24 protein-coding genes are annotated in these 26,444 nt (G+C 57.4%); 19 read left to right on the top strand and 5 right to left on the bottom strand.

From position 1 onward, the window contains the following. The first annotated feature begins 63 nt into the window (after positions 1 to 63). Complete coding sequence (gene glnB, locus AAE045_RS14020; RefSeq protein WP_002438074.1) at positions 64 to 402, top strand: nitrogen regulatory protein P-II; 339 nt, start codon at positions 64 to 66, stop codon at positions 400 to 402. 78 nt (positions 403 to 480) lie between these two features. On the opposite strand, the gene hmpA is transcribed toward glnB, so the two are convergent. After that, a complete protein-coding gene (gene hmpA / locus AAE045_RS14015; protein ID WP_455548247.1) occupies positions 481 to 1,671 on the bottom strand; it encodes an NO-inducible flavohemoprotein in 1,191 nt (396 codons plus the stop codon). Between the two features lie 53 nt (positions 1,672 to 1,724). Then, a complete protein-coding gene (locus AAE045_RS14010) occupies positions 1,725 to 1,895 on the bottom strand; it encodes a hypothetical protein (RefSeq protein WP_455548246.1) in 171 nt (56 codons plus the stop codon). A gap of 102 nt (positions 1,896 to 1,997) precedes the next feature. Between AAE045_RS14010 and glyA the strand changes: the two genes are divergently transcribed. Continuing rightward, on the top strand, positions 1,998 to 3,251 hold the full coding sequence (gene glyA, locus AAE045_RS14005) for a serine hydroxymethyltransferase (RefSeq protein ID WP_455548245.1): 1,254 nt from the start codon (positions 1,998 to 2,000) through the stop codon (positions 3,249 to 3,251). 264 nt (positions 3,252 to 3,515) lie between these two features. Here glyA and AAE045_RS14000 read toward each other — a convergent pair whose 3' ends face one another. Continuing rightward, complete coding sequence (locus tag AAE045_RS14000; RefSeq protein WP_455548244.1) at positions 3,516 to 4,712, bottom strand: ROK family protein; 1,197 nt, start codon at positions 4,710 to 4,712, stop codon at positions 3,516 to 3,518. Between the two features lie 116 nt (positions 4,713 to 4,828). On the opposite strand from AAE045_RS14000, the gene AAE045_RS13995 reads away from it, so the two are divergent. The 8 genes from AAE045_RS13995 (at position 4,829) to AAE045_RS13960 (ending at position 16,479) form a co-directional block, all read left to right on the top strand. Further along, a complete protein-coding gene (locus tag AAE045_RS13995; RefSeq protein WP_455548243.1) occupies positions 4,829 to 8,110 on the top strand; it encodes a DUF5107 domain-containing protein in 3,282 nt (1,093 codons plus the stop codon). A gap of 228 nt (positions 8,111 to 8,338) precedes the next feature. After that, positions 8,339 to 9,250, top strand: a complete 912-nt coding sequence (locus AAE045_RS13990; RefSeq protein ID WP_455548301.1) for a substrate-binding domain-containing protein — start codon at positions 8,339 to 8,341, stop codon at positions 9,248 to 9,250. A gap of 28 nt (positions 9,251 to 9,278) precedes the next feature. Next, positions 9,279 to 10,796 (top strand): sugar ABC transporter ATP-binding protein, encoded by a 1,518-nt coding sequence (locus AAE045_RS13985; protein ID WP_455548242.1) that lies wholly within the window; start codon positions 9,279 to 9,281, stop codon positions 10,794 to 10,796. Positions 10,797 to 10,821: 25 nt separating this feature from the next. Beyond that, a complete protein-coding gene (locus AAE045_RS13980) occupies positions 10,822 to 11,820 on the top strand; it encodes an ABC transporter permease (RefSeq protein WP_455548241.1) in 999 nt (332 codons plus the stop codon). Between the two features lie 33 nt (positions 11,821 to 11,853). Continuing rightward, the gene (locus tag AAE045_RS13975) at positions 11,854 to 12,915 is read left to right on the top strand and encodes a zinc-dependent alcohol dehydrogenase family protein (RefSeq protein ID WP_455548240.1); all 1,062 of its coding nucleotides are present in this window, start codon (positions 11,854 to 11,856) and stop codon (positions 12,913 to 12,915) included. A 10-nt stretch (positions 12,916 to 12,925) separates the two neighbouring features. Then, entirely contained in the window at positions 12,926 to 13,816 is an 891-nt protein-coding gene (locus AAE045_RS13970; RefSeq protein ID WP_455548239.1) for an aldose 1-epimerase, read from the top strand. Continuing rightward, a complete protein-coding gene (locus AAE045_RS13965; RefSeq protein WP_455548238.1) occupies positions 13,813 to 15,252 on the top strand; it encodes a sugar porter family MFS transporter in 1,440 nt (479 codons plus the stop codon). Before AAE045_RS13970 ends, AAE045_RS13965 begins: the two co-directional genes overlap by 4 nt. Before the next feature lie 93 nt (positions 15,253 to 15,345). Further along, positions 15,346 to 16,479 (top strand): 3-phenylpropionate MFS transporter, encoded by a 1,134-nt coding sequence (locus tag AAE045_RS13960; RefSeq protein ID WP_455548237.1) that lies wholly within the window; start codon positions 15,346 to 15,348, stop codon positions 16,477 to 16,479. A 38-nt stretch (positions 16,480 to 16,517) separates the two neighbouring features. Here the strand turns inward: AAE045_RS13960 and csiE are convergent, their stop codons facing one another. Beyond that, positions 16,518 to 17,798, bottom strand: a complete 1,281-nt coding sequence (gene csiE / locus AAE045_RS13955) for a stationary phase inducible protein CsiE (RefSeq protein WP_455548236.1) — start codon at positions 17,796 to 17,798, stop codon at positions 16,518 to 16,520. A gap of 161 nt (positions 17,799 to 17,959) precedes the next feature. Between csiE and AAE045_RS13950 the strand changes: the two genes are divergently transcribed. Next, positions 17,960 to 18,571, top strand: a complete 612-nt coding sequence (locus AAE045_RS13950) for a DUF1007 family protein (protein WP_455548235.1) — start codon at positions 17,960 to 17,962, stop codon at positions 18,569 to 18,571. Next, positions 18,562 to 19,542: a nickel/cobalt transporter gene (locus tag AAE045_RS13945; protein WP_455548234.1), complete on the top strand. Its 981-nt coding sequence runs from the start codon at positions 18,562 to 18,564 to the stop codon at positions 19,540 to 19,542. The genes AAE045_RS13950 and AAE045_RS13945 overlap by 10 nt, the downstream gene beginning before the upstream one ends. Positions 19,543 to 19,618: 76 nt before the next feature. On the opposite strand, the gene suhB is transcribed toward AAE045_RS13945, so the two are convergent. After that, the gene (gene suhB / locus AAE045_RS13940; RefSeq protein ID WP_455428329.1) at positions 19,619 to 20,422 is read right to left on the bottom strand and encodes an inositol monophosphatase; all 804 of its coding nucleotides are present in this window, start codon (positions 20,420 to 20,422) and stop codon (positions 19,619 to 19,621) included. A gap of 131 nt (positions 20,423 to 20,553) precedes the next feature. Here suhB and trmJ point away from each other — a divergent pair, with 131 nt between their 5' ends. From trmJ to hscA, 7 genes are all read left to right on the top strand, one after another. Then, entirely contained in the window at positions 20,554 to 21,285 is a 732-nt protein-coding gene (gene trmJ, locus AAE045_RS13935) for a tRNA (cytosine(32)/uridine(32)-2'-O)-methyltransferase TrmJ (RefSeq protein WP_455548233.1), read from the top strand. 130 nt (positions 21,286 to 21,415) lie between these two features. Further along, positions 21,416 to 21,904 carry a Fe-S cluster assembly transcriptional regulator IscR gene (gene iscR / locus AAE045_RS13930; protein WP_455425401.1) on the top strand — a complete coding sequence of 163 codons (489 nt, stop codon included), beginning with the start codon at positions 21,416 to 21,418 and terminating at the stop codon, positions 21,902 to 21,904. Positions 21,905 to 22,022: 118 nt separating this feature from the next. Then, on the top strand, positions 22,023 to 23,237 hold the full coding sequence (locus tag AAE045_RS13925) for an IscS subfamily cysteine desulfurase (protein WP_455548232.1): 1,215 nt from the start codon (positions 22,023 to 22,025) through the stop codon (positions 23,235 to 23,237). 30 nt (positions 23,238 to 23,267) lie between these two features. After that, positions 23,268 to 23,654 (top strand): iron-sulfur cluster assembly scaffold protein, encoded by a 387-nt coding sequence (gene iscU, locus AAE045_RS13920; RefSeq protein WP_455425400.1) that lies wholly within the window; start codon positions 23,268 to 23,270, stop codon positions 23,652 to 23,654. 24 nt (positions 23,655 to 23,678) lie between these two features. Then, positions 23,679 to 24,002 carry an iron-sulfur cluster assembly protein IscA gene (iscA, locus tag AAE045_RS13915; RefSeq protein WP_202303968.1) on the top strand — a complete coding sequence of 108 codons (324 nt, stop codon included), beginning with the start codon at positions 23,679 to 23,681 and terminating at the stop codon, positions 24,000 to 24,002. A 62-nt stretch (positions 24,003 to 24,064) separates the two neighbouring features. Then, positions 24,065 to 24,580: a co-chaperone HscB gene (gene hscB, locus AAE045_RS13910; protein ID WP_455548300.1), complete on the top strand. Its 516-nt coding sequence runs from the start codon at positions 24,065 to 24,067 to the stop codon at positions 24,578 to 24,580. A gap of 12 nt (positions 24,581 to 24,592) precedes the next feature. Next, positions 24,593 to 26,443, top strand: a complete 1,851-nt coding sequence (gene hscA, locus AAE045_RS13905) for a Fe-S protein assembly chaperone HscA (RefSeq protein ID WP_455548231.1) — start codon at positions 24,593 to 24,595, stop codon at positions 26,441 to 26,443. The last annotated feature ends 1 nt before the right edge of the window (position 26,444 follow it).

The following is a 26,444-nucleotide window of genomic DNA, read 5'->3' as shown; positions in this document are numbered from 1 at the left end:
TTTGGGCAACCGATTACTATGCTTGCAGCACACGAGAGTTGTGCGGGAATAACAGAGAAAATCATGAAGAAAATTGATGCGATTATTAAGCCGTTCAAACTGGATGACGTGCGCGAAGCGCTGGCAGAAGTGGGCATCACCGGCATGACGGTAACGGAAGTGAAAGGATTTGGTCGCCAGAAGGGCCATACCGAACTGTACCGCGGCGCGGAGTATATGGTCGACTTCCTGCCGAAGGTGAAAATTGAAATCGTGGTGACCGACGATATCGTCGATACCTGCGTGGATACCATTATCCGTACCGCGCAAACCGGTAAGATCGGCGATGGTAAAATCTTTGTCTTCGACGTGGCGCGCGTGGTGCGTATCCGTACCGGCGAAGAAGACGACGCGGCGATCTGATTTCACAGTTTAAGGCCCTCTCCTGACGAAGAGGGCCTTAATTTTCGCCCTCGCCCCTTTGGGGAGAGAGCAGGGGTTTTACATCACCTTATGCGGGCCAAAGCATTCGTAATGAATACGTTCCTGCCCAACGCCCAGCTTCACCAGCTGTTCCGCCGCAAAGCGCATAAAGCTGACCGGGCCGCAAAGATAGAACTGCATTTCCGGCGCGCTAATTTTCCCTTCCTGAGCCAGTAAATCCATCAGGCCTTCGCTGTCGAACTTCGCCTGCGCACGGTCGCTTTCGGCTGGCGTGCGATACCAGATGTGACGCTCAAAGCGCGGCAGTTTCTTGCCGGTCGTATCCACCTCATCGGCAAATGCATGCACGTCGCCGTTATCCGCCGCGTGGAACCAGTTCACCTGAGCGGTATGGGCGCTGTTCGCCAGCGTATCCAGCATTGCCAGCATTGGCGTCTGGCCTACGCCTGCAGAAATCAGCGTCACTGGCGTTTGCGGCGCAACATCCATAAAGAAATCACCGGCAGGGGAGGCGAGATAAATTTCATCCCCCACTTTGGCGTGGTTGTGCAGCCAGCTTGATACCTGACCCTGGTCTTCGCGCTTCACCGCGATACGGTAGGTTTTGCCATCCGGCTTACGGGTCAGGGAATACTGGCGGATCTCCTGGTGCGGGAATCCTTCAGGCTTCAGCCATACGCCCAGATACTGGCCCGGCTGATAATCGGCAACCGGCTGGCCGTCGACGGGAGCAAATTCAAAGCTGGTGATAAGCGCGCTTTGCGGGGTTTTCGCGACGATGCGGAAAGCACGGGTGCCTTCCCAGCCGCCATTTTTCGCCGCGTTGGTCTGATAGATTTCGGCTTCACGATTGATAAACACACCGGCCAGCACGCCGTAGGCTTTGCCCCACGCATCCAGCACTTCCTGGCCTGGACTGAACATTTCGTCCAGCGTCGCCAGCAGGTGGCCTCCCACGATATCGTACTGCTCAGGCTTAATCTGGAAGCTGGTATGTTTCTGAGCGATCTTCTCTACCGCAGGCAGCAGCACCGCAAGATTCTCAATGTTAGTGGCATAGGCGCAAATCGCGTTAAACAGCGCTTCACGCTGATCGCCATTGCGCTGGTTGCTCATATTAAAGATCTCTTTCAGCTCCGGGTTATGGCTGAACATACGATCGTAAAAATGGGCGGTCAGCTTAGGGCCGGTAGCGGCAAGCAGGGGGATAGTGGATTTCACAACGGCGATGGTTTGTGCATCAAGCATGAGGCGCTCCTGATTATCGAAGGTTTTTCTATAAGTTGTATTTTATATGCATGTTATAAGCAAATACCGCTATGTTGTAAAGGGTCTATTTTGTTACCGGCCTCACGGTAATGAATTTTTCGCATGCGGCTGATGAAGAAATATCCTGATTTCACCGCCGCTCCTTTTGCCATCAAACCCTTGCTGGACGCCAAGCCAATCGTTTGCGTAAAAACCTCTGTCAAGCCCTATCCCCTGATACCAATTCGGTTTACACTGTTGCCCGTCGCCCAATCCGGGCCCCCTTCTGGGGTAAAATTTTTACCGTTAGCTGAGTGGAGATGCGAATGTTAAAGCGTGAAATGAACATTGCCGATTATGACGCCCAACTGTGGCAGGCTATGGAGCAAGAAAAAGTACGTCAGGAAGAGCACATTGAACTGATCGCCTCCGAAAACTACACCAGCCCGCGCGTGATGCAGGCACAGGGTTCTCAGCTGACCAATAAATACGCTGAAGGGTATCCGGGCAAGCGTTACTACGGCGGCTGTGAATACGTCGACGTGGTAGAGCAGCTGGCTATCGACCGTGCTAAAGAGCTGTTTGGCGCAGATTACGCCAACGTGCAGCCGCACTCCGGCTCCCAGGCTAACTTCGCGGTCTACACCACTCTGCTGGAGCCAGGCGACACCGTACTGGGCATGAACCTGGCGCACGGCGGCCACCTGACCCACGGCTCCCCGGTAAACTTCTCCGGCAAGCTTTATAACATCGTGCCTTACGGCATCGATGAGTCCGGCCATATCGATTACGCGGACCTGGAAAAACAGGCGAAAGCCCACAAGCCGAAAATGATCATCGGCGGCTTCTCTGCCTATTCCGGCGTGGTTGACTGGGCGAAGATGCGTGAAATCGCCGACATGGTTGGCGCTTACCTGTTCGTGGACATGGCCCACGTGGCTGGCCTGATTGCGGCGGGCGTTTACCCTAACCCGGTTCCACACGCGCACGTTGTTACCACCACCACTCACAAAACGCTGGCTGGCCCGCGCGGTGGCCTGATCCTCGCCAACGGCGGCAGCGAAGAGCTGTACAAGAAGCTGAACTCCGCCGTCTTCCCGGGCGCGCAGGGCGGCCCGCTGATGCACGTTATCGCCGGTAAAGCGGTGGCGCTGAAAGAGGCGATGGAGCCAGAGTTCAAAACCTACCAGCAGCAGGTTGCCAAAAACGCCAAAGCGATGGTTGCTGTCTTCCTGGATCGCGGCTACAAAGTCGTTTCCGGCGGCACCGACAACCACCTGTTCCTGCTGGACCTGGTTGATAAGAACCTGACCGGTAAAGAGGCGGATGCCGCTCTGGGCCGCGCTAACATCACCGTTAACAAAAACAGCGTGCCAAACGATCCGAAGAGCCCGTTTGTGACCTCCGGTATTCGTATCGGTACGCCAGCGGTAACCCGCCGCGGCTTCACCGAAGCGGACGTCCGCGAGCTGGCCGGCTGGATGTGCGACGTGCTGGACAACATCAACGACGAAGCGACAATCGAACGTACCAAGAACAAAGTTCTTGAGATCTGCGCTCGCCTGCCGGTATACGCGTAAGCTTTCTGTGATTTGTCGGATGGCGCTTCGCTTATCCGACCTACGGAACTGCCGGTATACGCGTAATATTTCTGTGATTTGTCGGATGGCGCTTCGCTTATCCGGCCTACGGAACTGCCGGTATACGCGTAATATTTCTGTGATTTGTCGGATGGCGCTTCGCTTATCCGACCTACGGAACTGCTGGCTCTTGTAGGGTGGATAAGCGATAGCGCCATCCACCGAAATACCTGTGATCCTGAAAGGCCGCGAAAGCGGCCTTTTCTATGCGAGCGAGTTTAGCTCCTCTTCCACATACAAATAGCCAATCCCCATCACCTGCTGGGGCCGGGTGAGCTGCCCGAAGCTGATCTGCGTCGCATTCTCCCTTAGCCCATCCCCATGGTCGAACGGATTAAAGCCCGTCTGCCGGTTAATCATCGCCAGCCACTCCTCCCCGAACCCGCAGCTCCTGCCGTAAAACCAAATCTGATTGATATTCAAAATATTCAGGAAGTTATAGAGGCTCAGGCCAATGGCGTTAGCCGCGTTTTCGACCCAGCGGCTCACCTGCTCGTCGCCTTCGTGCCAGGCGGCGATGAGCTGGTTTGAGGTCAGCGTTTCAGGATTAAGCTTCGGCGAGTGGGGCTGTAGCTTCAGCCAGACGCGCGCCTGTTTTTTTAACGCCGTCAGCGAGGCTACCGTTTCCAGACAGCCGTAGCGCCCGCAGTCGCAGGCCGTGCCGTCGGGGTTGATGATGGTGTGGCCTATCTGCCCGCTGCCGTACAGGCTGCCGCGATAAATCTGCCCGTTAATCACGAATGATGAGCCAATGCCGTAGTCAACGTTGATAACGCTGAAGTCCTGACGGCTGGCGGGATTCTGCCATTTTTCCGCCAGCGCCAGCATCACGCAGTCGTTATCGACTATCACCCGGACGCCGAGCTTTTCCTCAAGCAGGTATTTAAGCTCAATGGGCTCTTTCCAGGGCGCCTGGGGCATGGTCTGGGACACGCCGGTCACGGCGTCGACCTGTCCGTGGATCGCCAGCGCCAGGTTGATGACGGGGCCGGGCCATGCCTTACGGTAGCGATGCCAGCACTTTTCGATCTCCGCCAGCAGACGCTGCGGCGTGGGGGCCTCGATGATATGGCGCTGGAACTCGCCTTTTGGGCTCAGGCAGGCGTTCGCCAGCTGGCATTCGATGCTGGTAGGCGTCACGTTCATGCACAGCGTCCAGTCGCCTTCGGGGGCGATAAGCCAGGTCCCGCTGCTGCGGCCGCGCAGGGATTTATCTTCCTGCACATTCTTTACGCGTTTCTCTGCTTCCAGCTCGCTAAGAATATTACTGATCGCCGGAATGGAGATTTGCGACAGGCGTGCCAGCGTCGATTTACTGGCGCGCTTCTCGCGGTACAGGTGCTCCAGAATGACGTTTTTATTGTATTTGCGGATGTGCTGGTTGCTGATGCAGACCTTCATTTCACTAAACCTTGTTTACTTGATTGCGTGACGATTGTGCAAAACGTAAACGTATCTGTCCATTAGACTGCCTTCAATCTGTGAATTAAGTATGTTTTGTTAATATTGAGGGCGACATGGAATCAGTAAAAGTTTGGCAAGAAAAGGTCAGCATCCCGACGTACGAAACCGGGCCGCAGGATATTCACCCCATGTTTCTGGAGAACCGGGTTTACCAGGGCTCTTCCGGCGCGGTCTATCCCTACGGCGTCACTGATACGCTGAGCGAACAAAAAGTGATGAAGACCTGGCAGGCCGTGTGGCTGGAGAATGACTACATTAAGGTCATGATCCTCCCCGAGCTGGGCGGGCGCGTACACCGGGCGTGGGACAAAATTAAGCAGCGGGATTTTGTATACCATAACGATGTCATCAAGCCCGCGCTGGTAGGGCTGCTGGGGCCATGGATCTCCGGCGGCATCGAATTTAACTGGCCGCAGCACCACCGTCCCACCACCTACATGCCGGTCGATTTCAGCATTGAGGAAGGGGAGGAGGGATCGAAAACGGTGTGGGTAGGGGAAACCGAGCCGATGCACGGGCTACAGGTTATGACCGGTTTCACCCTCAGGCCGGATCGCGCCGCGCTGGAAATCGGCAGCCGCGTCTACAACGGAAACGCCACTCCCCGCCATTTCCTGTGGTGGGCCAACCCGGCGGTGAAAGGCGGCGACGGGCATCAGAGCGTCTTCCCGCCGGATGTCACCGCCGTGTTTGACCACGGTAAACGAGCCGTCTCTTCTTTCCCGATCGCCACCGGCACCTATTACAAGGTGGATTACTCCGCGGGCGTGGATATTTCGCGCTATAAAAACGTGCCGGTACCGACCTCCTACATGGCCGAAAAGTCAGAGTATGACTTCGTCGGTGCCTGGTGCCATGACGAAGACGGCGGCCTGCTTCACGTTGCCGACCACCATATTGCTCCGGGGAAAAAGCAGTGGAGCTGGGGATACAGCGAGTTTGGTCAGGCATGGGATCGTAATCTGACCGATGAAAATGGCCCTTACATCGAGCTGATGACCGGCATCTATGCGGACAATCAGCCGGATTTCACCTGGCTTGATGCCTTCGAAGAGAAGCGCTTCGTGCAGTATTTTCTGCCTTATCACTCTCTGGGCATGGTGCAGAACGCGTCGCGGGACGTGGTCATTAAGCTCGAGCGCAGCGAGGATGGCGTCGAATGGGGCATTTATACCATTGCTCCTCTGACCGGGCACCACCTGACAATCTGTGAGGAAAATAACGCTGAGCCGCTGCTGGACCGTCCGGTGGAGCTTGACCCGGGCGTAGTGCTTCGCGGCAGGCTGAAGGCGATCGACCCGGCGCGGCTGAAGCTGACGCTCCGCGACCAGCAGGGCAACGAAGTCATCGCTTATCAGGAGCATCAGCCGACGGAGGTCCCGCTGCCTGAGGTGGCAAAAGCGCCGCTGAGCGCCGCTGAGTTAACCAGCGTGGACGAGGCGTGGTTCATTGGTCAGCATCTTGAGCAGTATCACCATGCCAGCCGTTCTCCTTTCGATTATTACCTGCGTGGCGTTGAGCTGGATCCGCTGGACTACCGCTGTAATCTCGCCCTGGCGCTGCTGGAATATAACCGTGCGGATTTCCCACGTACCGTGGCCTACGCAACCCAGGCGCTGGCGCGTGCCCACCGTCTGAATAAAAATCCGCAGTGCGGACAGGCCAGCCTGATTCGTGCCTGCGCTCTGGAGCGTCAGGAAAGCTGGAAGGCGGCGGAAGAAGATTTCTGGCGTGCCACCTGGAGCGGCAACAGCAAGGCGGCAGCGTTTTACGGCCTGGCGCGGCTGTGCTCCCGCGAAGGCCGCTACGCGGAAGGCATTGAGTTTTGCCGCCAAAGCCTGCGCGTTACGCCGACTAACCAGGACGTACTGTGTCTGGAAAACCTGCTGCTTCAGCTAAGCGGCCAGCATGAAAAGTCCTCTCTGGCGCGGGAGCAGCACCTCAGGGATTATCCGCTGAACCCCACGCTCTGCTGGCTTAGCTGGTACAGCGATCCCGGCGCGGCCAGTCTGGCGCAGTGGCGAAATTTATGCGGCGGACGGGATATCAACGCGTTGACGACCGCCGGACAGCTTGTTAGCTGGGGCAGAGTGGACCTGGCCCTTGAGGTGCTTGAGGCGCTGGATATCCGGCGTACGCTGCCGCTCTATTTCCATGCCAGCCTGCTGAAAAAATCCGAACGCGCGCCGCTGCTTGCCCTCGCTCGTGAAGCTTTCCCAGAGTTTGTCCGCTTCCCGAACACGCTTGATGAGGTTGCGGCGCTTGAGCAGATCGACGAGTGCTATTTCTCGCTCCATCTTCAGGCCTGCTTCCATTACAGCAAGCGCAACGAAGAAAAAGCCGTTGCCCTCTGGCAGCGCTGCACGGCGATACAGCCTGATTTTGCCGATGCGTGGCGCGGTCTGGCAATCCATGCCTGGAACAAGCAGAACAATGCGCCGCTGGCCGCCACCTGTCTGGATACGGCATGCCGCCTGCTGCCGGATGATTCACGGCTGCTGTTCGAGCGTGACCTGCTCGATAAGCTGACCGCTGGCGACCCGGCTGTACGCCTGGCGCGGCTGGAGGCCAACCTGCCCTGTGCGCTGGGGCGCGATGATATGACAGCGGAGCTGCTTACCCTCTGGAACCACTGCGGCAAGACCGACGAAGCCGCCAGGATCCTTGCCACACGAAAATTCCACCCGTGGGAGGGCGGAGAAGGGAAAATTACCAGCCAGTTCATCCTTAATAATCTGCTGCGCGCCTGGAGCCTGATTGAGCGCCAGCAGCCGGGGCAGGCGGCGAAGCTGCTCCACGCCGCGCTTCACTATCCGGAGAATCTTAGCGAAGGGCGTCTGCCCGGCCAGACGGATAACGATATCTGGTTCTGGCTTGGCGTCTGCGCTCAGCAGGACGGGCAGCAGGATGAGGCTACGCGCTGTCTGCGCCGGGCGGCAACCGGGGACAGGACGATTAACGTGCACAGTTATTACAACGACCAGCCCGTAGGCTACCTGTTCTGGCAGGGAATGGCGCTGCGCCTGCTCGGCGAACAGTCGGCGGCAGAGCAGCTGTTTAAGGATATGCACGAGTGGGCCAGCAATATGGCGGGCGCCACGGTGGAGGCTGATTTCTTCGCGGTATCCCAGCCCGACCTCCTGTCGCTCTACAGCGATCTTCAGCAGCAGCACAGGGAGAAATGCCTGTTTGTTCAGACGCTTGCTTGTGCCGGGCTGGGGGACTTTACGGGATCGCTGGCAGCCCGTAATGAACTGGAAAAGCTTAACCCGACGTGGCCTGACGCGCCGCTCTGGCAGCAGACGTTCTCCTTCCTTGAACGGCTGGTTCACTGAACATCGTTAACTGAAATCTTTGAGCGGCCTGACCGTCGCGCAGGGGGAAATGTTTAAGATGTGTACGACTTCGTTCGCCGGGCGGCCATCGCAGTAGCCGCCCGGCGAGCGGGAACGCCAACAATAATAAACCTCTACCTTACCAGGAGACACAATATGTCCCGACAAAGTAAGACAGCGTTCACCTCTTTATTGCTCTTAATACTGACCAGCCTCTCTTTTTCAGGGATGGCGGCACCAAAGGAAATGACCATCGGCGCTATTTACCTGGATACCCAGGGGTATTATGCGGGCGTACGCCAGGGCATTCAGGATTCAGCAAAAGCAGCCGACGTAAAAGTGCAGCTAATTGAAACCAACGCCCAGGGAGATATTTCAAAAGAAAGTTCATTTATTGACACGCTGGTGGCCCGCAGCGTAGACGCCATTATTCTTTCCGCCGTTTCTGAAAACGGCAGCAGCAGAACGGTGCGCCGGGCCAGCGACGCTGGCATTCCCGTTGTTTGCTATAACACCTGTATTAGCCCCAGTGGCGTAGATAAATATATTGCCGCCTATCTGGTTGGCGATCCTCTTGAATTCGGTAAAAAGCTGGGTAATTCCGCAGCGGATTATTTTATTGCCAACAATATTACCGCGCCAAAAATTGCCGTTATTAACTGTGAGGCTTTCGAAGTGTGCGTTCAGCGCCGCAAAGGATTTGAAGAGGCGCTTAAATCCAGGGTTCCCGGTATGGCGATTGTAGCTAATCAGGAGGGTACGGTTCTGGATAAAGCGATATCCATCGGTGAAAAATTAATTGTTTCTATGCCAGATCTTGACGCCATTTTAGGTGAGTCAGGCGGGGCTACGCTTGGCGCGGTAAAAGCAGTCCGTAATCAAAATAAAGTCGGGAAAATCGTCGTGTTTGGCTCTGACATGACCACCGAAATCGCTCAGGAATTAGCAAATAATCAGGTGCTCAAAGCCGTGGCGGATATTTCCGGCAAGAAAATGGGCAACGCCGTTTTCGCGCAAACTCTCAGCGTGATTAATAAAACTCCGCCGAAAGAAAAAGTTATTCAGGTCCCGGTGGATTTATATAACAAGACGGAAGACGGCAAGCAGTGGCTTATCACCCACGCTGACGGCCTGCCGTAATAATCCCGTTCATTGCTGAGGTCTGAATATGATAACCACCGAACGGCGCGATGAGCTACCCGTCGCGGAAATCACCGCGGGCAATAAACGTTATCCCGGCGTCGTAGCCCTGGATAACGTTAATTTCAGGCTGTGCAAAGGGGAGGTCAGGGCCCTGCTCGGCAAAAACGGCGCCGGGAAATCGACGCTTATCCGCATGCTGACCGGCAGCGAATTTCTGGACAGCGGAGACGTCTGGCTTGCCGGTACGCGTCTTCGCGGCAGCGACGCCTCGCTGACCCGCCAGGCCTCTGAGCTGGGGGTCAGGGCCGTCTATCAGGAGCTAAGCCTGGTCGACGGTCTGACGGTTGCCGAGAACCTCTGCCTGGGCCACTGGCCGCGCCGCAACGGCATGATAGATCGACAGCAAATGGTCCTGCGTGCCGCAGCCAGCCTGAAAGCCCTGGGTGTTGTCGTCGATCCCAACGAGCTGGTAGGGAACCTGAGCCCGGCCGAGAAACAGCTGGTGGAGATCGCCAGGGTCATGCAGGGGAAGCCCGGCGTGGTGATTCTGGACGAGCCGACCAGCTCGCTCGCCAATGCCGAAGTAGAGCTGGTGATTGAGGCGGTAAAAAAGATGTCCGCGCTGGGGATCGCGGTGATTTACGTCAGCCACCGGATGGAGGAGATCCGCCGCATTGCTACCTCGGCGACGATTATGCGCGACGGACAAATTGCCGGGGACGTGCAGATAGGCAACACCTCAACCCAACACATAGTGGCGCTGATGCTCGGCCGCGATGCCGAAGAGTATCAGTCGGTGGCGGAAGGTGCGGGGAGCGGCCAGCCCGTGCTGGAGGTTCGCGGCCTGCGCCGCAGTCCGCAGCTCAAAGATATCACCATGACGCTCCACCGTGGCGAAGTGCTGGGCATCGCCGGTTTGCTGGGGGCGGGGCGTAGCGAACTTCTTAAATCTATCGTCGGCCTGGCCGCTTTTGAAGCGGGCGACATTGTTATCAACGGCGAAGCGATATCCCGTCCTGACTACTCACAGATGCTTCAGCGGGGTGTCGGCTACACGCCGGAGAACCGCAAAGAGGCGGGGATTATTCCGCTGCTCGGGGTGAACGAAAACACCGTCATCACCAACCGTAAGTTCGTCAGCAGCAGGGGCGTACTGAACTGGGGCCGCATTCGCAGCCTGACGGAAGGCATCATGCAGCGCATGAGCGTGAAGGCGGCCAGCAGCGAGACGGCTATCGGCACGCTATCCGGGGGCAATCAGCAGAAGGTCGTTATCGGGCGCTGGGTCTACGCGGGCAGCCAGATTTTACTGCTGGATGAGCCGACCAGGGGCGTCGATATCGAAGCCAAGCAGCAGATCTATCGCATCGTGCGGGATCTCGCCAGGGAAGGGAAAAGCGTGCTGTTTATTTCGAGCGAAGTCGAAGAGCTGCCGCTGGTCTGCGACCGCATTCTGCTGCTGCAGCACGGCACGTTCAGCCGGGAGTTCCACTCTCCCGTCAGCGTCGATGCCCTGATGTCCGCCCTGTTATCCACGCACTGATGAAATCCTACTGAGGAACACCGCTATGTCCGCTTCGTCATTAAGCCTGCCCGAAGGCAGACACGCTTCAGCCAGCCGGTTCGTCAGCCGACACATCAACGTCATCGGCCTGCTGGTGGTGATAGCCATTCTTTACCTGGTGTTTTCTCTGAACGCGCCGGGCTTTATCTCTTTGAATAACCAGATGAACGTGCTGCGCGATGCGGCCACTATTGGCATCGCCGCCTGGGCGATGACGCTGATTATTATCTCCGGCGAAATTGACGTCAGCGTCGGGCCGATGGTGGCCTTCGTCTCCGTCTGCCTGGCATTTTTACTGCAGCTTCACGTTCCTCTCGCCGCCGCCTGCCTGCTGGTTCTGCTGCTCGGGGCGCTGTTGGGAACGCTGGCCGGCGTCCTGCGCGGCGTTTTCAACGTGCCGAGCTTCGTCGCCACCCTGGGGCTATGGAGTGCGCTGCGCGGCATGGGGCTGTTCATGACCAACGCGCTGCCGGTGCCGATTGATGAAAGTCCGGTGCTGGACTGGCTGGGGGGCGAGGTGCTCGGCCTGCCGGTCTCCGCCGTCATCATGATGGTGCTGTTTGTCGCCTTTGTGTTTATCAGCCGTAAAACGGCCTTTGGGCGCTCGGTCTTTGCCGTTGGCGGTAACGCCACCGCCGCTCAGCTGTGCGGCATCAACGTCAGGCGGGTACGAATTATGATTTTCACCCTCTCAGGCCTGCTGGCCGCCGTGACCGGGATTCTGCTTGCCGCCCGCCTGGGGTCGGGCAACGCCGGTGCGGCAAACGGCCTCGAATTTGATGTTATTGCAGCGGTAGTCGTTGGCGGTACGGCGCTGTCCGGCGGGCGCGGCTCGCTGTTCGGGACGCTCCTCGACGTGCTGGTTATCACGCTGATTGGCAACGGATTAGTTCTGCTCGGCATCAACTCCTTTTTCCAGCAGGTGGTTCGCGGCGTCATCATCGTGGTGGCTGTACTGGCGAACATCCTGCTTACGCAAAGAAACAATAAATCTAAACGCTAAAGCTTAATTACAACATTCGGAGCAGAGGGAATTATGAAAACAATGCAGGCCGCTTATTTACCCGGAAATTCTACCGTCGACCTTCGTGAGGTGCCGGTGCCCACGCCTGGGATTAACCAGGTGCTGCTGAAAATGAAATCATCGGGCATCTGCGGAAGCGATGTGCACTACATCTACCATCAGCATCGGGCCACCGCGGCCGCCCCGGATAAACCGCTTTACCAGGGATTTATTAACGGCCATGAACCCTGCGGGCAGATAGTCGCAACGGGGCTGGGATGTCGCCACTTCAAAGAGGGCGACCGGGTGCTGGTTTATCATATTTCCGGCTGCGGTTTCTGCCCGAACTGCCGCCGCGGCTTCCCGATTTCCTGCACCGGAGCAGGAAAGGCAGCCTATGGCTGGCAGCGCGATGGCGGCCATGCCGAGTATCTGCTGGCGGAAGAAAAAGACCTCATTCTTTTGCCGGAGGCCCTCAGCTATGAAGACGGTTCCTTTATCAGCTGCGGCGTAGGCACGGCATACGAAGGCATTCTGCGCGGGGAAGTTTCAGGGAGCGACAACGTGCTGGTGGTAGGGCTTGGCCCGGTGGGGATGATGGCGATGATGCTGGCGCGGGGTCGCGGCGCGAAGCGCGTCATCGGCGTTGATATGCAGCCTGAACGTCTGGCGATGGCGAAGAAACTCGGCGTCATGGACCACGGGTATCTCGCCACCACCGAAGGCCTGGGGGAGATTATCGCAGAGCTGACGCACGGTGGAGCGGACGTCGCGCTCGACTGTTCAGGAAATGCCGCCGGGCGTCTGCTGGCGCTGCAGTCCACCGCCGACTGGGGAAGGGTGATTTACATCGGTGAAACCGGAAAGGTGGAGTTCGAGGTCAGCGCTGACCTGATGCATCACCAGCGCCGCATTATCGGATCCTGGGTGACGAGCCTTTACCACATGGAAAAATGCGCCCACGACCTGACGGACTGGAAACTGTGGCCGCGCAGCGCCATTACGCACCGGTTCTCACTGGCGCAGGCGGGTGAAGCCTATGCGCTGATGGCCAGCGGCAAATGCGGAAAAGTTGTCATCAATTTCCCTGACTAACGAGGCGGCAATGGCACTTTTCACCTTACGTAACGAATCGCTCGAGCTGGCAGTTTCCGGGCAGGGCGGCAGCATCGAAGGCTGGTGGTGGCTGAAAGGGGAGGGGCGCGTTCCCCTGCTGCGGCCGGGCAAGCAAAGCGGGATCGCCGTTGAATCTTCCTGCTTTCCGCTGGTGCCCTTTGGCAACCGCGTGAGCGGCAACGGCTTCGACTTTGACGGTCGGCACTATGTTCTGCAGCCCAACGTGGCGTGGGACAGCCACTATCTGCACGGCGACGGCTGGCTTAACGCCTGGCGCTGTATCTCGTCTGAGGCCACCCGGCTGGTGCTGGAGTTTCAGCAGCGGGAGGGGGTTTATCGCTACGCCGCCCGGCAGGTATTCCAGCTGACTGAAAATTCGCTTGAGGTTTCGCTTTCGGTCACCAACGAGGGCGGCGCAACCCTGCCTTTTGGCCTGGGCTGGCATCCTTATTTTCCGCTAACGGCGCAGACGCGCCTTCAGGCGCATGCGTCAGGCTATTGGCTTGAACGCGAGCAGTGGCTGGCGGGGGAGTTTCAGAACGCGGTGCCGAAAGAACTCGATTTCACAGAGCCGAACGGGCTGCCCCGCCGCTGGATTAATAACGGATTTTCAGGCTGGGACGGCACGGCAGGCATCTGCTGGCCGGAGGCGGGCTGCTCGGTACAAATGGAAACCGATCCTCCGGCACCCTGCTACTTCCTGTTCGTCTCCGATCCTGCCTTCGATGAAGGCTACGATTTCAACTTTTTTTGCCTCGAGCCAATGAGCCATGCGCCTGACGATCACCATCGTCCGGCGGCGGGTCATCTTGTTCCCCTGGCGACGGGTGAAACACAACGGCAGACCATGCGGCTGACGCTGCTGGAGGAATCACAATGAATACTGTGCAGACGAAACTACACATGGGCTATGTCTGGACCATCTGTCTGGTGGCCGCCTGCGGTGGCCTGCTGTTTGGCTATGACTGGGTGGTGATCGGCGGTGCGAAACCGTTTTATGAAGCTTATTTTTCCATTACTGACCCGGCGCAGTCCGGCTGGGCAATGAGCTCGGCGCTGGCGGGCTGCGTGTTTGGCGCGCTGATTTCCGGCTGGTGCGCGGACCGCTTTGGGCGAAAATTGCCGTTAATGCTCTCTGCTATCCTGTTCACCGCCTCGGCGTGGGGCACGGCGATGGCGACAAACTTCGATATGTTTATCGTTTACCGTATCGTCGGCGGGGTGGGGATTGGCCTGGCCTCGGCGCTAAGCCCAATGTATATCGCGGAAGTCAGCCCGGCGGAAAAGCGCGGCAAGTTCGTGGCGATTAACCAGCTGACTATCGTGATTGGCGTGCTGGCCGCGCAGCTGATTAACCTGCTGATTGCCGAACCGGTTGCCGCATCGGCAACCATGCAGCAGATTACCCAGACCTGGAACGGCCAGGTGGGCTGGCGCTGGATGTTTGGGGCCGAGCTGGTGCCTGCTGTGGCCTTCCTGGTGCTGATGTTCTTTGTGCCTGAGTCGCCGCGCTGGCTGGCCCGCGCCGGTAAAAACGAGCGTGCGCACCAGATGCTCAAACGCATCGGCAACCAGAGCTATGCGGATGAGACGCTAAAAGAGATCCAGCAAACGCTTAATCAGGACAACCAGAAAGTCTCCTGGTCGGCGCTCTGGCAGCCTCAGGTTAAGCCGATCATTATTATCGGCATGGTGCTGGCCGTCTTCCAGCAGTGGTGCGGGATTAACGTCATCTTCAACTACGCGCAGGAGATTTTTGCCTCCGCCGGTTTCGACATTAACAGCACTCTGAAATCCATCGTGGCGACGGGGCTTATCAACCTGATCTTTACGATTGCCGCTCTGCCGCTGGTGGATAAGATTGGCCGCCGCAGGCTGATGCTGATCGGTGCGGCGGGCCTGACCGTTATCTATGCGCTGATCGGCGCGGCCTACGGCCTGGGGATTATGGGCCTGCCGGTGCTGATCCTTGTGCTGGCGGCGATTGCCATTTACGCGCTGACGCTTGCGCCCGTGACCTGGGTGTTGCTGTCCGAAATCTTCCCTAACCGGGTTCGCGGCCTGGCGATGTCTCTGGCGACGCTGGCGCTGTGGGTGGCCTGCTTCCTGCTGACCTATACCTTCCCGTTGCTCAACGCCAGCCTGGGCGCGGCTGGGAGCTTCCTGCTGTATGGCGCGATCTGTGCGGCCGGTTTTATCTACGTCCGTCGCTACGTGCCGGAGACTAAAGGCGTGAGCCTGGAAGTGCTTGAGGCCCGCATGGCGAAACAACATGCTGATGCAGCCACGGCCCGGGCGCAGCGTGCGGCACATTAACGGTCTCAGCAAAGCCTGTTATTAAGCTGTTAAGGAAAGCTTGCAAGCCATGTTTCCCTCCCCCACACTAGCGCCACGAAAACGGGAGGGATCATGAGTTTGCATTCAACGCGCTGGCTGGCGCTCGGTTACTTTACCTACTTCTTTAGCTACGGTATTTTCCTGCCATTCTGGAGCGTCTGGCTGGCCGGGATAGGGCTTCCGCCCGAAACGATAGGGCTGCTGCTGGGCGCTGGATTAATCGCTCGTTTCCTTGGTAGTTTGCTGTTAGCCCCCCGCGTTACCGACCCCTCCCGACTTGTTTTTGCTTTACGCCTCCTCGCGCTTCTCACCTTACTCTTTGCTATCGCCTTCTGGTTCGGCCAGACCGCGACCTGGCTGCTGGTGGTGATGGTTGGCTTTAACCTCTTTTTCTCGCCGCTGGTGCCCCTTACGGACGCGCTGGCAGGTACCTGGCAGAAGCAAATCACCATGGATTACGGGCGGGTGCGCCTGTGGGGCTCGCTGGCCTTCGTGATTGGCTCGGCGATGACCGGCAAGCTGGTCAGCATGTTCAGCTACCAGGCGATACTGGTGCTGCTGAGCGTTGGCGTGGCGTCGATGCTGATTGGCATGATGCTGCGGCCTTCGGTGATGCCGCAGGGAGAAGCGCGCCACAAAGAGGCGGCGGGCTGGCAGGCGTGGAAGAAGCTGGTGCTCAGCTCATGGCGTTTTCTGGCCTGCGTCTCGCTGCTTCAGGGCGCGCACGCGGCTTACTATGGTTTCAGCGCCATTTACTGGCAGGGCGCAGGGTATTCCGCTTCAACCGTGGGCTATCTGTGGTCGCTGGGCGTGGTGGCGGAAATCGTTATCTTTGCGCTGAGCAACAAGCTGTTCCGCCGCTGGAGCGCGCGCGACCTGCTGCTGCTGTCGGGCGTGGCGGGCATTATCCGCTGGAGCCTGATGGGCTGGACGACGGAGCTGCCGTGGCTGCTGGTGGCGCAAATCCTCCACTGCGGCAGCTTCACCGTCTGCCACCTTGCCGCCATGCGTTATATCTCGGCGCGGCAGGGCAACGAGGTGATTCGTTTGCAGGCGGTCTATTCCGCGGTGGCGATGGGCGGCGGCATCGCCGTGATGACGATGTTCTCCGGCTTCCTGTACCAGCATATGCAGGGCGGAATGTTCTGGATTATGGCGCTGGTGGCGCTGCCCGCGCTGGTGCTGCGACCTAAAGTTCAGGTATAGGTTTCGTAGGTCGGATAAGCGCAAGCGCCATCCGACGTTTAACCTTCAAGGATCTCACGAATGCGCTGCTGCATATGTTCCCCAAGCGGCAGCGTGGCGTGCAGCAACGGCGGTGAATAAAGAGGCAGGCTGGTGGAGTAGGGCGTTATAACCAGCACCACTTCCTTCGGCGCGCCCCCTTTCTGAAAACCGTGTACCGTCAGGTGCTTGATATTCAGCGGTAAAAGCGTCAGTTCACGCAGCTGCTGTTCTATCTGCTGCTCCAGCTCAAGATTATTCCCCGTCAGCAGCAGCACCTGCTTCTCCTGCAAATCGTTCTCCTGCATCAGCCACGCGCCGAAAATTACCGCCACCAGACCAATCTCTTCATCGGAAAACCGCACGCCGTAATCAGCTTCAAACTGGCTGAACGCCTCGCGGGTCGTGCGCATCAGCTTAGGATAGAGGCGGGTGATCTCCTCCGGCAGGCTGTTGTCGATGCCGATGGAAAACAGGCTGCGGTCCAGCGCCTGGGCCAGGTGAATATAGAGCTGGTCGCTCAGCCCCTGCTCATCGCTGAAGGCCATGCCTGCCAGCTCGCGGAAGCGGGCGATGGTCTGCGAAATAGCCGCCCGCAGGCGTAAATCCTGTTCATGGTTATCGCGAATGGGGTCCGGCATGCGCAGCATCTGGAACAGCAGGGCTAAGAAGAGCTGTTCGTCTTCATGGGCAGGCTGGCGAACGCGGCGGGTCCAGTGGCGGGCGATCTCCTGCGCGGCCAGAAACTCCGGGCGTGAGCGCGTCCACTCCCGCTGCCGGTCATTAAACTCCGGGGTAACGCCGAGCTGATGCTGATGAAGGCAGTACTGTAGAAACAGGCTCAGGAACTGCATGTCCCGGCTGTCGAACTGGCGCTGCAGACGCCGCGAGCAGAGGCTGACCAGCGCCTGCAGATTGGTTTCGTCATACAGCGCTTTGGTGATGCCCTGCCTTCTGAGCTGCTCTTTCAGCGTCGGGGCAAAGTGCTGCTGAACAAAATGCGGGCAAAGCCGCAGCCCCCGCCGCAGCCAGTGCAGCAAACACAGGCGGCGGTCAAGCGCAGTGCCTTCTATCCGGTAGCTGCCATCAGGCTCGGTGATCATAGCCAGGCGGTGATAACGCTGGATTTCATCACCCGTGTCGGCTATATCTTGCAGGGCTTTGTTGCTGTCCACCCCGTTAATCCTGCCCAGAATCTCCGGCGTTACCGTCAGGCCCGGCAGGTAAAGCATCAGCAGCAGATGGCAGCGTCGCTGCGGACTGGAAAGCACAGATGGTGGTGGGGAGAGCAGTGTCATCATCCGTCAGGTCCAGTTAAATTGAGTATTGCTAAGAATAGCTAAAGCTTTTGCAGGAGATCGTAGCGGCAGGGGTTTTTAATTACGTAATTTTGACTGGCTCACAGAATTTTCGATCTAAGGGTTATATGCACGTGAAAACGGGTTGGACGAAAGGGACTATCATGCTGGCTTCGGCGCTCCTGACGCCCGCTGCGCTGGCACACCCGCACAGCTTCATTTCGCTGGTCACTACCGTGATGGCGGATAAGGGCCAGATGACCGGCCTGAAAATGGTCTGGACGATGGATGAAATCACTTCAGCGGATCTACTGTATGACGCCGGGGACGCGAAGCCGGACTCCCCCGTGTGGAAGAAGCTGGCCGCAGAAGTCATGGCTAACGTGCTGGGTCAGCACTACTTCACCGAGTTCTGGCACAACGGCGAAAAGGTGAAATTTAACAATCTCCCTACGGAATATAGCCTGAAGAATGTTGACCATCAGGCGGTGCTGACTTTCGTGCTGCCGCTGGCGCACCCGCAGCCCCTGAAGGGGCAGACCTATACTTTCTCAACGTTCGACCCCACCTATTTTGTCGACATGAGCTATGACAAACCGACGGATGCCCGCCTGAGCGACGAGTTAACCTCAGGCTGTAAAATCGCCGTCAAAACGCCGCGGCCAACCCAGGATATGCAGGCGTTTGCCCTGTCGCTCGATAAGGCCGATGCGCCGCCGGAAGATATGGAACTGGGCAAGCAGTTTGCCCAGCAGGTAATTATCCAATGTCAGTAATGCTTTCTTCGAAATCCCTCTCTCGCCGCTGGCTTCACCTGTGGCCGCTGGCGCTATTTTTGCTTATTAGCGCGGCGGGACTTTACATGCTCTGGCACTTCTGGCCGCAGATCCTGCTCAATAGCGCCGCGTGGCAGAAAACCATTAATCAGCAGCTAAGCGGCCTGCTGCGGCAGGTTGCGGAAAACCCGGCGCGGGCGGGCTGGTCTCTGCTTTCGTTCAGCTTTGTCTACGGCGTGCTTCACGCGCTTGGGCCGGGGCATGGCAAAATTGTGATTACTACCTGGCTTGCTACCCATCCTTCCCGGCTGAGAAGCAGCCTTAAGCTGACGTTTGCAGCTTCGCTATTGCAGGGGCTGGTGGCGATCGCGCTGGTGACGGTGGTGCTGGGCGTTTTACAGCTGCCTTCGCGGCAGCTGCATATGAGCAGCTTCTGGCTGGAAAAGGGGAGCTATCTGCTGGTAGGCGTGCTGGGGCTGATGCTCGCTCTGCGGGCGTTGAAAAAATTACGTCAGGCGCTGAGCCGACCGAAGTTTACTTCTTTTACGCCGCAGCACGTCCACCACGAAAACTGTGGCTGCGGCCATCAGCATCTGCCAACGGAGCAGCAGCTGGCTGCCGGAGAGGACTGGCGGGCGCGCCTGACGATCGTGCTTTCTATGGGCCTGCGTCCGTGCTCCGGGGCGATTATGGTGCTGCTGTTCAGCAAGGTAATTGGCGTATTCAGTTGGGGAGTGCTGTCGGCGCTGGCGATGGCGGCGGGCACCTCGATAACGATTTCCGGGCTTGCGCTGCTGGTGCACAGCTTCCGCAGCTTTGCCGTGAAGATAAGCGGCAATAAATCGCCGGTACTGTGGCGGCAGGTTGGCTGGGCAACGCTTGCATTAGCAGGAAGTCTGATTCTGATTGCGGCGGCGGTGGTGATGTGGCTGAGTGCTCAACCTGTGGTGCGGGGGATAAGGCCTTTCTGAAGTTCTGGCGGACGACGCCGTGCTTATCCGCCCTGCAACAGCCGAAGCCGCTGCGGGGCGGGGAAGCAAACCGGGATTAGCGCTTCAGCGCTTCGCTCAGCTCTTCACGCATAGAAGCAAGCATTGCTTTTACGACGCGTGGGTTACCCGCAACGATGTTACCCGTCAGCAGGTGGTTGTGGCCGCCGGTGAAATCACACACCAGGCTGCCGGATTCACGAGCGATCAGTTCGCCTGCTGCAAAATCCCACGGCTTCAGGCCGATCTCAAAGTAGCCGTCAACGCGACCAGCGGCAACGTAGGCCAGGTCAAGAGCTGCGGAACCGGTGCGGCGGAAGTCTGCGCACTGGGTGAACAGTTTGCCGAGGATATTCATATAAGGAGTGGCGTGCTGCTTAGCTTTGAACGGGAAGCCGGTTGCCAGAATGGTGCCGTCCAGGTCGCGGGCAGTGCTGCCGCGCAGACGGTAACCGTTCAGCTGTGCGCCCTGGCCGCGAACGGCAGTGAACAGCTCGTTACGCATTGGGTCATAAACCACAGCGACTTCGGTACGGCCTTTAACGCGAACGGCAATGGAGACCGCGAAGTGCGGCAGACGTTTAATGAAGTTGGTGGTGCCATCCAGAGGATCGATAACCCATTGTACATCCGGCTCGCTACCCGCTAATTCGCCGGATTCTTCGGCGATAATGGTGTGGTTCGGGTAGGATTTGCGGATGATTTCGATGATCAGACGCTCGGCGTCACGATCGACGTTAGTCACAAAATCGTTGCTACCCTTCTGGCTCGCTTCAACAGCGTCCGGGGTTTCGTAGTTTTTGGTAATTAAATTACCGGCCTTGCGCGCAGCGCGCACGGCGATGTTGAGCAGCGGGTGCAATGATCCCATCGGTATCTCTCTCACTGGATGTTAAAGAACGGAAAACGGGGCGCAGTATAGCAGAGCGTTCGGATTATGTCCCAGGGATATGATAGGATATCGCGATATTCTTCCTGGACTATGAATTGAGCATGCTGGATAACGTACGTATTGTGCTGGTCGAGACTTCCCACACCGGCAACATGGGCTCCGTCGCCCGTGCAATGAAAACGATGGGACTAACAAACCTGTGGCTGGTTAACCCGCTGGTGAAGCCTGATTCCCAGGCCATCGCCCTTGCAGCCGGTGCCAGCGACGTGATCGGCGATGCGAAAATCGTGGATACCCTGGACGAAGCGCTGGCAGGCTGTAGTCTCGTGGTGGGCACCAGCGCGCGTTCCCGCACGCTACCGTGGCCGATGCTTAATCCTCGCGAATGTGGTCTGCAAAGCATCTCCGAAGCGAAAAACTCCCCGGTTGCCATCGTGTTTGGCCGCGAGCGTGTGGGCTTAACCAACGATGAGCTGCAAAAGTGTCATTATCATGTCGCGATCCAGGCCAATCCGGAATACAGCTCGCTGAACCTCGCGATGGCGGTGCAGATCCTCGCTTATGAGGTTCGTATTGCATGGCTGGATTCTCAGGAAAAAGGCGAACCGGAAGCCGAAGTTGCAGAGTATCCGCTGGTGGATGATTTAGAGCGTTTCTACGGCCATCTGGAGCAGGTAATGCAAAATACCGGCTTTATTAAGCCAAACCATCCAGGCCAGGTGATGAGCCGACTTCGCCGCATGTTTACCCGCGCTCGCCCGGAAAGTCAGGAACTTAACATCCTGCGCGGCATGCTTTCCTCTATAGAAAGCGACAAAAAATCGAGCAAATAATACTTGAGTAAATTACTAGGTTAAATAGTTGACCAATTTACTCGGGAATGTCAGACTTGCGCCCTGCTATGTGACAATCACATTTTTGAAAAACCCCCGGCTCGAGGGGCTATCTGAGGTTAAGTAAGACATGAGACTGACATCGAAAGGGCGCTATGCCGTGACCGCAATGCTGGACGTTGCTTTGAACTCCGAATCGGGTCCGGTGCCGTTGGCTGATATTTCTGAGCGTCAGGGAATTTCGCTCTCCTATCTGGAGCAACTGTTCTCCCGTCTGCGTAAAAATGGCCTTGTTGCCAGCGTACGTGGTCCAGGCGGCGGTTATCTGTTAGGGAAAGATGCAGGCAGCATCGCGGTTGGTGAAGTCATCAGTGCGGTAGACGAATCCGTGGATGCTACCCGTTGTCAGGGTAAAGGCGGATGCCAGGGCGGCGATAAATGCCTGACTCACGCGCTGTGGCGCGACCTGAGCGACCGTCTTACCGGCTTCCTGAACAACATCACCCTGGGTGAACTGGTTAATAACCAGGAAGTTCTGGATGTTTCTGGCCGTCAGCATAACGAAAACCATCGTAGTTCACGTTCTCAGGACGCTATTGACGTCAAACTGCGCGCATAAGCAGAAAGCAAAGAATTTTAGAATCAGGTCAGGGGTGTTTATCCGCCCCTTCTAAAAATGGCTGCACCCTTTTAAGCCTGATTCTTCGTATTGAAGTGATGTACGGAGCTTAAGAGCAATGAAATTACCGATTTATCTCGACTATTCTGCAACCACGCCTGTCGATCCGCGTGTTGCGCAGAAGATGATGCAGTTTTTGACGATGGACGGAACCTTCGGTAACCCGGCTTCCCGCTCCCACCGTTTTGGGTGGCAGGCAGAAGAAGCGGTTGATATCGCTCGTAACCAAATCGCAGATCTGGTGGGCGCTGACCCACGTGAAATCGTCTTCACCTCAGGCGCAACGGAATCTGATAACCTGGCTATCAAAGGTGCTGCTAACTTCTACCAGAAGAAAGGCAAGCACATCATTACCGTTAAAACCGAACACAAGGCCGTCCTTGATACCTGCCGCCAGCTTGAGCGCGAAGGTTTCGAGGTGACTTATCTTGCGCCGCAGAGCAACGGCATCGTTGACCTGAAGGCCCTGGAAGCGGCAATGCGTGACGACACTATTCTGGTGTCCATCATGCACGTAAACAACGAAATCGGCGTGGTGCAGGATATCGCGACAATCGGCGAAATGTGCCGTGCGCGTGGCATTATCTTCCACGTGGATGCGACCCAGAGCGTCGGCAAACTGCCTATTAATCTTGGCGAGCTGAAAGTCGATTTGATGTCCTTCTCCGGTCACAAAATTTACGGGCCTAAAGGCATCGGCGCGCTGTACGTTCGCCGCAAGCCGCGTATCCGTATCGAATCTCAGATCCACGGTGGCGGCCACGAGCGCGGTATGCGTTCAGGTACTTTGCCTGTTCACCAGATTGTCGGCATGGGTGAAGCTTACCGTATCGCAAAAGAAGAGATGGAGTCCGAAATGGCCCGTCTGCGCACGCTGCGTAACCGTCTGTGGAACGGCGTGAAAGATATGGAAGAAGTTTACCTGAACGGCGACCTGGAACAGGGCGCGCCGAATATCCTTAACGTGAGCTTTAACTACGTTGAAGGCGAGTCTCTGATCATGGCGCTGAAGGACCTTGCGGTTTCTTCCGGTTCCGCCTGTACCTCTGCAAGCCTTGAGCCGTCTTACGTGCTGCGCGCGCTGGGTATGAGTGATGAGCTTGCCCACAGCTCCATCCGTTTCTCTTTGGGCCGTTTCACCACCGAAGAAGAGATCGACTACACCATCGAGCTGGTACGTAAATCCATTGGCCGTCTGCGCGACCTTTCTCCGCTGTGGGATATGTTTAAGCAGGGCGTGGATATTAATTCCATCGAATGGGCTCACCACTAATCGTCGGTATCGGATTCAGGAGAAGTAAAAATGGCTTACAGCGAAAAAGTAATTGATCACTATGAGAATCCACGCAACGTGGGCTCTTTCGATAACAACGACGACAGCGTCGGGTCCGGCATGGTGGGTGCACCAGCCTGTGGCGACGTCATGAAGCTGCAGATCAAAGTCAACAATGACGGTATCATCGAAGACGCGCGCTTTAAAACCTATGGTTGCGGCTCGGCGATTGCCTCAAGCTCCCTCGTTACCGAGTGGGTAAAAGGCAAATCCCTGGACGAAGCGCAGGCGATCAAAAACACCGATATCGCAGACGAGCTCGAACTGCCGCCGGTAAAAATTCACTGCTCGATCCTTGCGGAAGACGCCATCAAAGCGGCTATCGCGGATTACAAAACCAAGCGTGAAGCGAAATAATCATTGTTGAATTGAGGTTGTTGTATGTCGATTACCCTTAGCGACAGTGCTGCCGCTCGTGTGAATGCCTTTCTTGCCAACCGCGGTAAAGGGTTTGGCCTGCGTTTAGGCGTGCGCACATCCGGCTGTTCTGGTATGGCTTATGTTCTTGAATTTGTTGATGAACCAATGGTGGATGACACCGTGTTCGAAGACAAAGGCGTGAAAGTGGTCGTCGATGGTAAAAGCCTGCAATTTTTGGACGGCACCGTGCTCGACTTCGTAAAAGAAGGCCTCAACGAAGGGTTCAAGTTTACCAACCCGAACGTCAAGGATGAGTGCGGCTGCGGCGAAAGCTTCCACGTCTGACTTCAGCTCATCCCCCACCCAGGTGGGGGATGACGCTTTACCACGTTAACCCCGAGTCTGTTATGGATTACTTTACCCTCTTTGGGTTACCGGCAGGATACACCGTCGATCGCGAACTGCTGGCTGCCCGTTACCAGGAGCTGCAGCGCCAGTTCCATCCGGATAAATATGCCAGCCGCCCTCAGGCGGAACAGCTGTTGGCGGTGCAACAATCTGCCACCATCAACCAGGCCTGGCAAACGCTGCGCCACCCGCTGCTACGCGCCGAGTATATTCTCTCCCTCAATGGTTTTGATCTCGCTAACGAGCAGCATACCGTGCGCGATACCGCGTTTCTGATGGAGCAGCTCGAACTGCGCGAAGAGCTTGATAATATCGAGCAGGCAAAAGCGGCTGACCGTCTTGAGTCTTTTGCGACCAATGTTAACCGCATGGTGAAAGACCGCAGCGAACAGATGGTGCAGCAGCTTGCTGCTCAGGACTGGACGCAGGCGGCGGATACCGTGCGTAAACTCCGTTTTCTCGATAAACTGCGCAGCCAAATAGAACAACTCGAAGAAAAGCTGCTCGATTTTTAACTGGAAGCTAAAATGGCGTTATTACAAATCAGTGAGCCCGGCCTGAGCGCCGCGCCGCACCAGCGTAAACTGGCGGCGGGCATCGACTTAGGTACCACCAATTCCCTGGTGGCCACCGTGCGCAGTGGTCAGGCCGAAACGCTGGCGGACCGCGAAGGGCGCCATCTGTTACCTTCGGTCGTCCACTATCAGCAGGTTGGCCTGAACGTCGGCTGGGACGCGCGTGCGCAAGCGGCGGCAGATCCGGCTAACACCATCAGCTCCGTTAAGCGCCTGATGGGCCGTTCGCTGAGCGATATCCAGGCACGTTACCCGCATCTCCCCTACAAACTGCAAGCCAGCGAAAACGGTCTGCCGATGATCGCCACGCCTGCGGGGTTGTTAAACCCAATTCGTATCTCCGCCGATATCCTCAAGGCGCTTTCCCTGCGCGCTACCGAAGCGCTGGAAGGCGAGCTGGATGGCGTAGTGATTACCGTTCCTGCTTACTTCGATGACGCACAGCGCCAGGGCACTAAAGACGCCGCGCGTCTGGCTGGCCTGCACGTATTGCGTCTGCTGAACGAACCTACCGCAGCGGCCATTGCCTACGGCCTGGATTCCGGCAAAGAAGGCGTTATCGCGGTCTATGATTTGGGCGGCGGTACATTTGATATTTCTATTCTGCGCTTAAGCCGCGGGGTGTTCGAGGTGCTGGCTACCGGCGGCGATTCCGCGCTGGGCGGCGACGACTTCGACCATCTGCTCGCGGACTGGCTGCGTGAGCATGCTGGCGTTGCCGACCGCAGCGACGATCGCGTACAGCGTCAGTTACTGGACGCAGCGATTGCCGCCAAAATTGCCCTCAGCGATGCAGAAAGCGCTCCCGTTGAGGTCGCAGGCTGGAAAGGCTCCGTGACGCGCGAACAGTTCAACGAGCTGATTGCGGCCCTGGTTAAACGTACTTTGCTGGCCTGCCGCCGTGCGCTGAAAGATGCCGCAGTGGAAGCCGGGGAAGTGCTGGAAGTTGTGATGGTTGGCGGTTCAACTCGCGTACCGCTGGTGCGTGAACGCGTGGGTGAGTTCTTTGGCCGCACGCCGCTGACGTCAATCGACCCGGATAAAGTTGTCGCCATCGGCGCGGCTATCCAGGCTGATATCCTGGTCGGCAACAAGCCGGACAGCGAAATGCTGCTGCTGGACGTCATACCCCTGTCGCTCGGCCTGGAAACAATGGGCGGGCTGGTTGAAAAAGTGATCCCGCGTAACACCACGATTCCGGTGGCGCGCGCGCAGGACTTCACGACCTTCAAAGACGGCCAGACCGCAATGTCGATTCAGGTTTTACAGGGTGAGCGTGAACTGGTGCAGGACTGCCGTTCTCTGGCTCGCTTTACGCTGCGTGGCATCCCGGCGATGCCTGCGGGCGGTGCGCATATCCGCGTCACCTTCCAGGTGGATGCGGATGGCCTGCTGAGCGTAACGGCGATGGAGAAATCCACCGGCGTGGAAGCGTCTATCCAGGTGAAACCTTCTTACGGCCTGAGCGATGGCGAAATCGCCACCATGATTCAGGACTCCATGAGTTTTGCCGAGCATGACGTGAAAGCGCGCATGCTCGCGGAGCAAAAAGTCGACGCGGCCCGCGTGCTGGAAAGCCTGCAGGGCGCGTTAGCCACGGATGCCGCGCTGTTAAGCGCCGCAGAACGCTCGGAAATCGACGCCGCGATGGTTGCGCTTAGCGCCGCCGCCGCAGGTGACGACACCGATGCGATCGAACAAGCCATTAAAAACGTAGACAAACAAACCCAGGATTTCGCCGCTCGCCGTATGGATCAATCGATCCGTAAAGCGCTGAAAGGCCACTCCGTGGACGAGGTTTAAC

Origin of the sequence: Dryocola clanedunensis, assembly GCF_038405435.1 — a bacterium.
In the GTDB taxonomy this organism is placed as follows: Bacteria; Pseudomonadota; Gammaproteobacteria; order Enterobacterales; family Enterobacteriaceae; genus Dryocola; species Dryocola clanedunensis_A.
The sequence above is the reverse complement of the archived record's forward strand: the minus strand, read 5'-3'. Positions and strand labels throughout refer to the sequence as shown.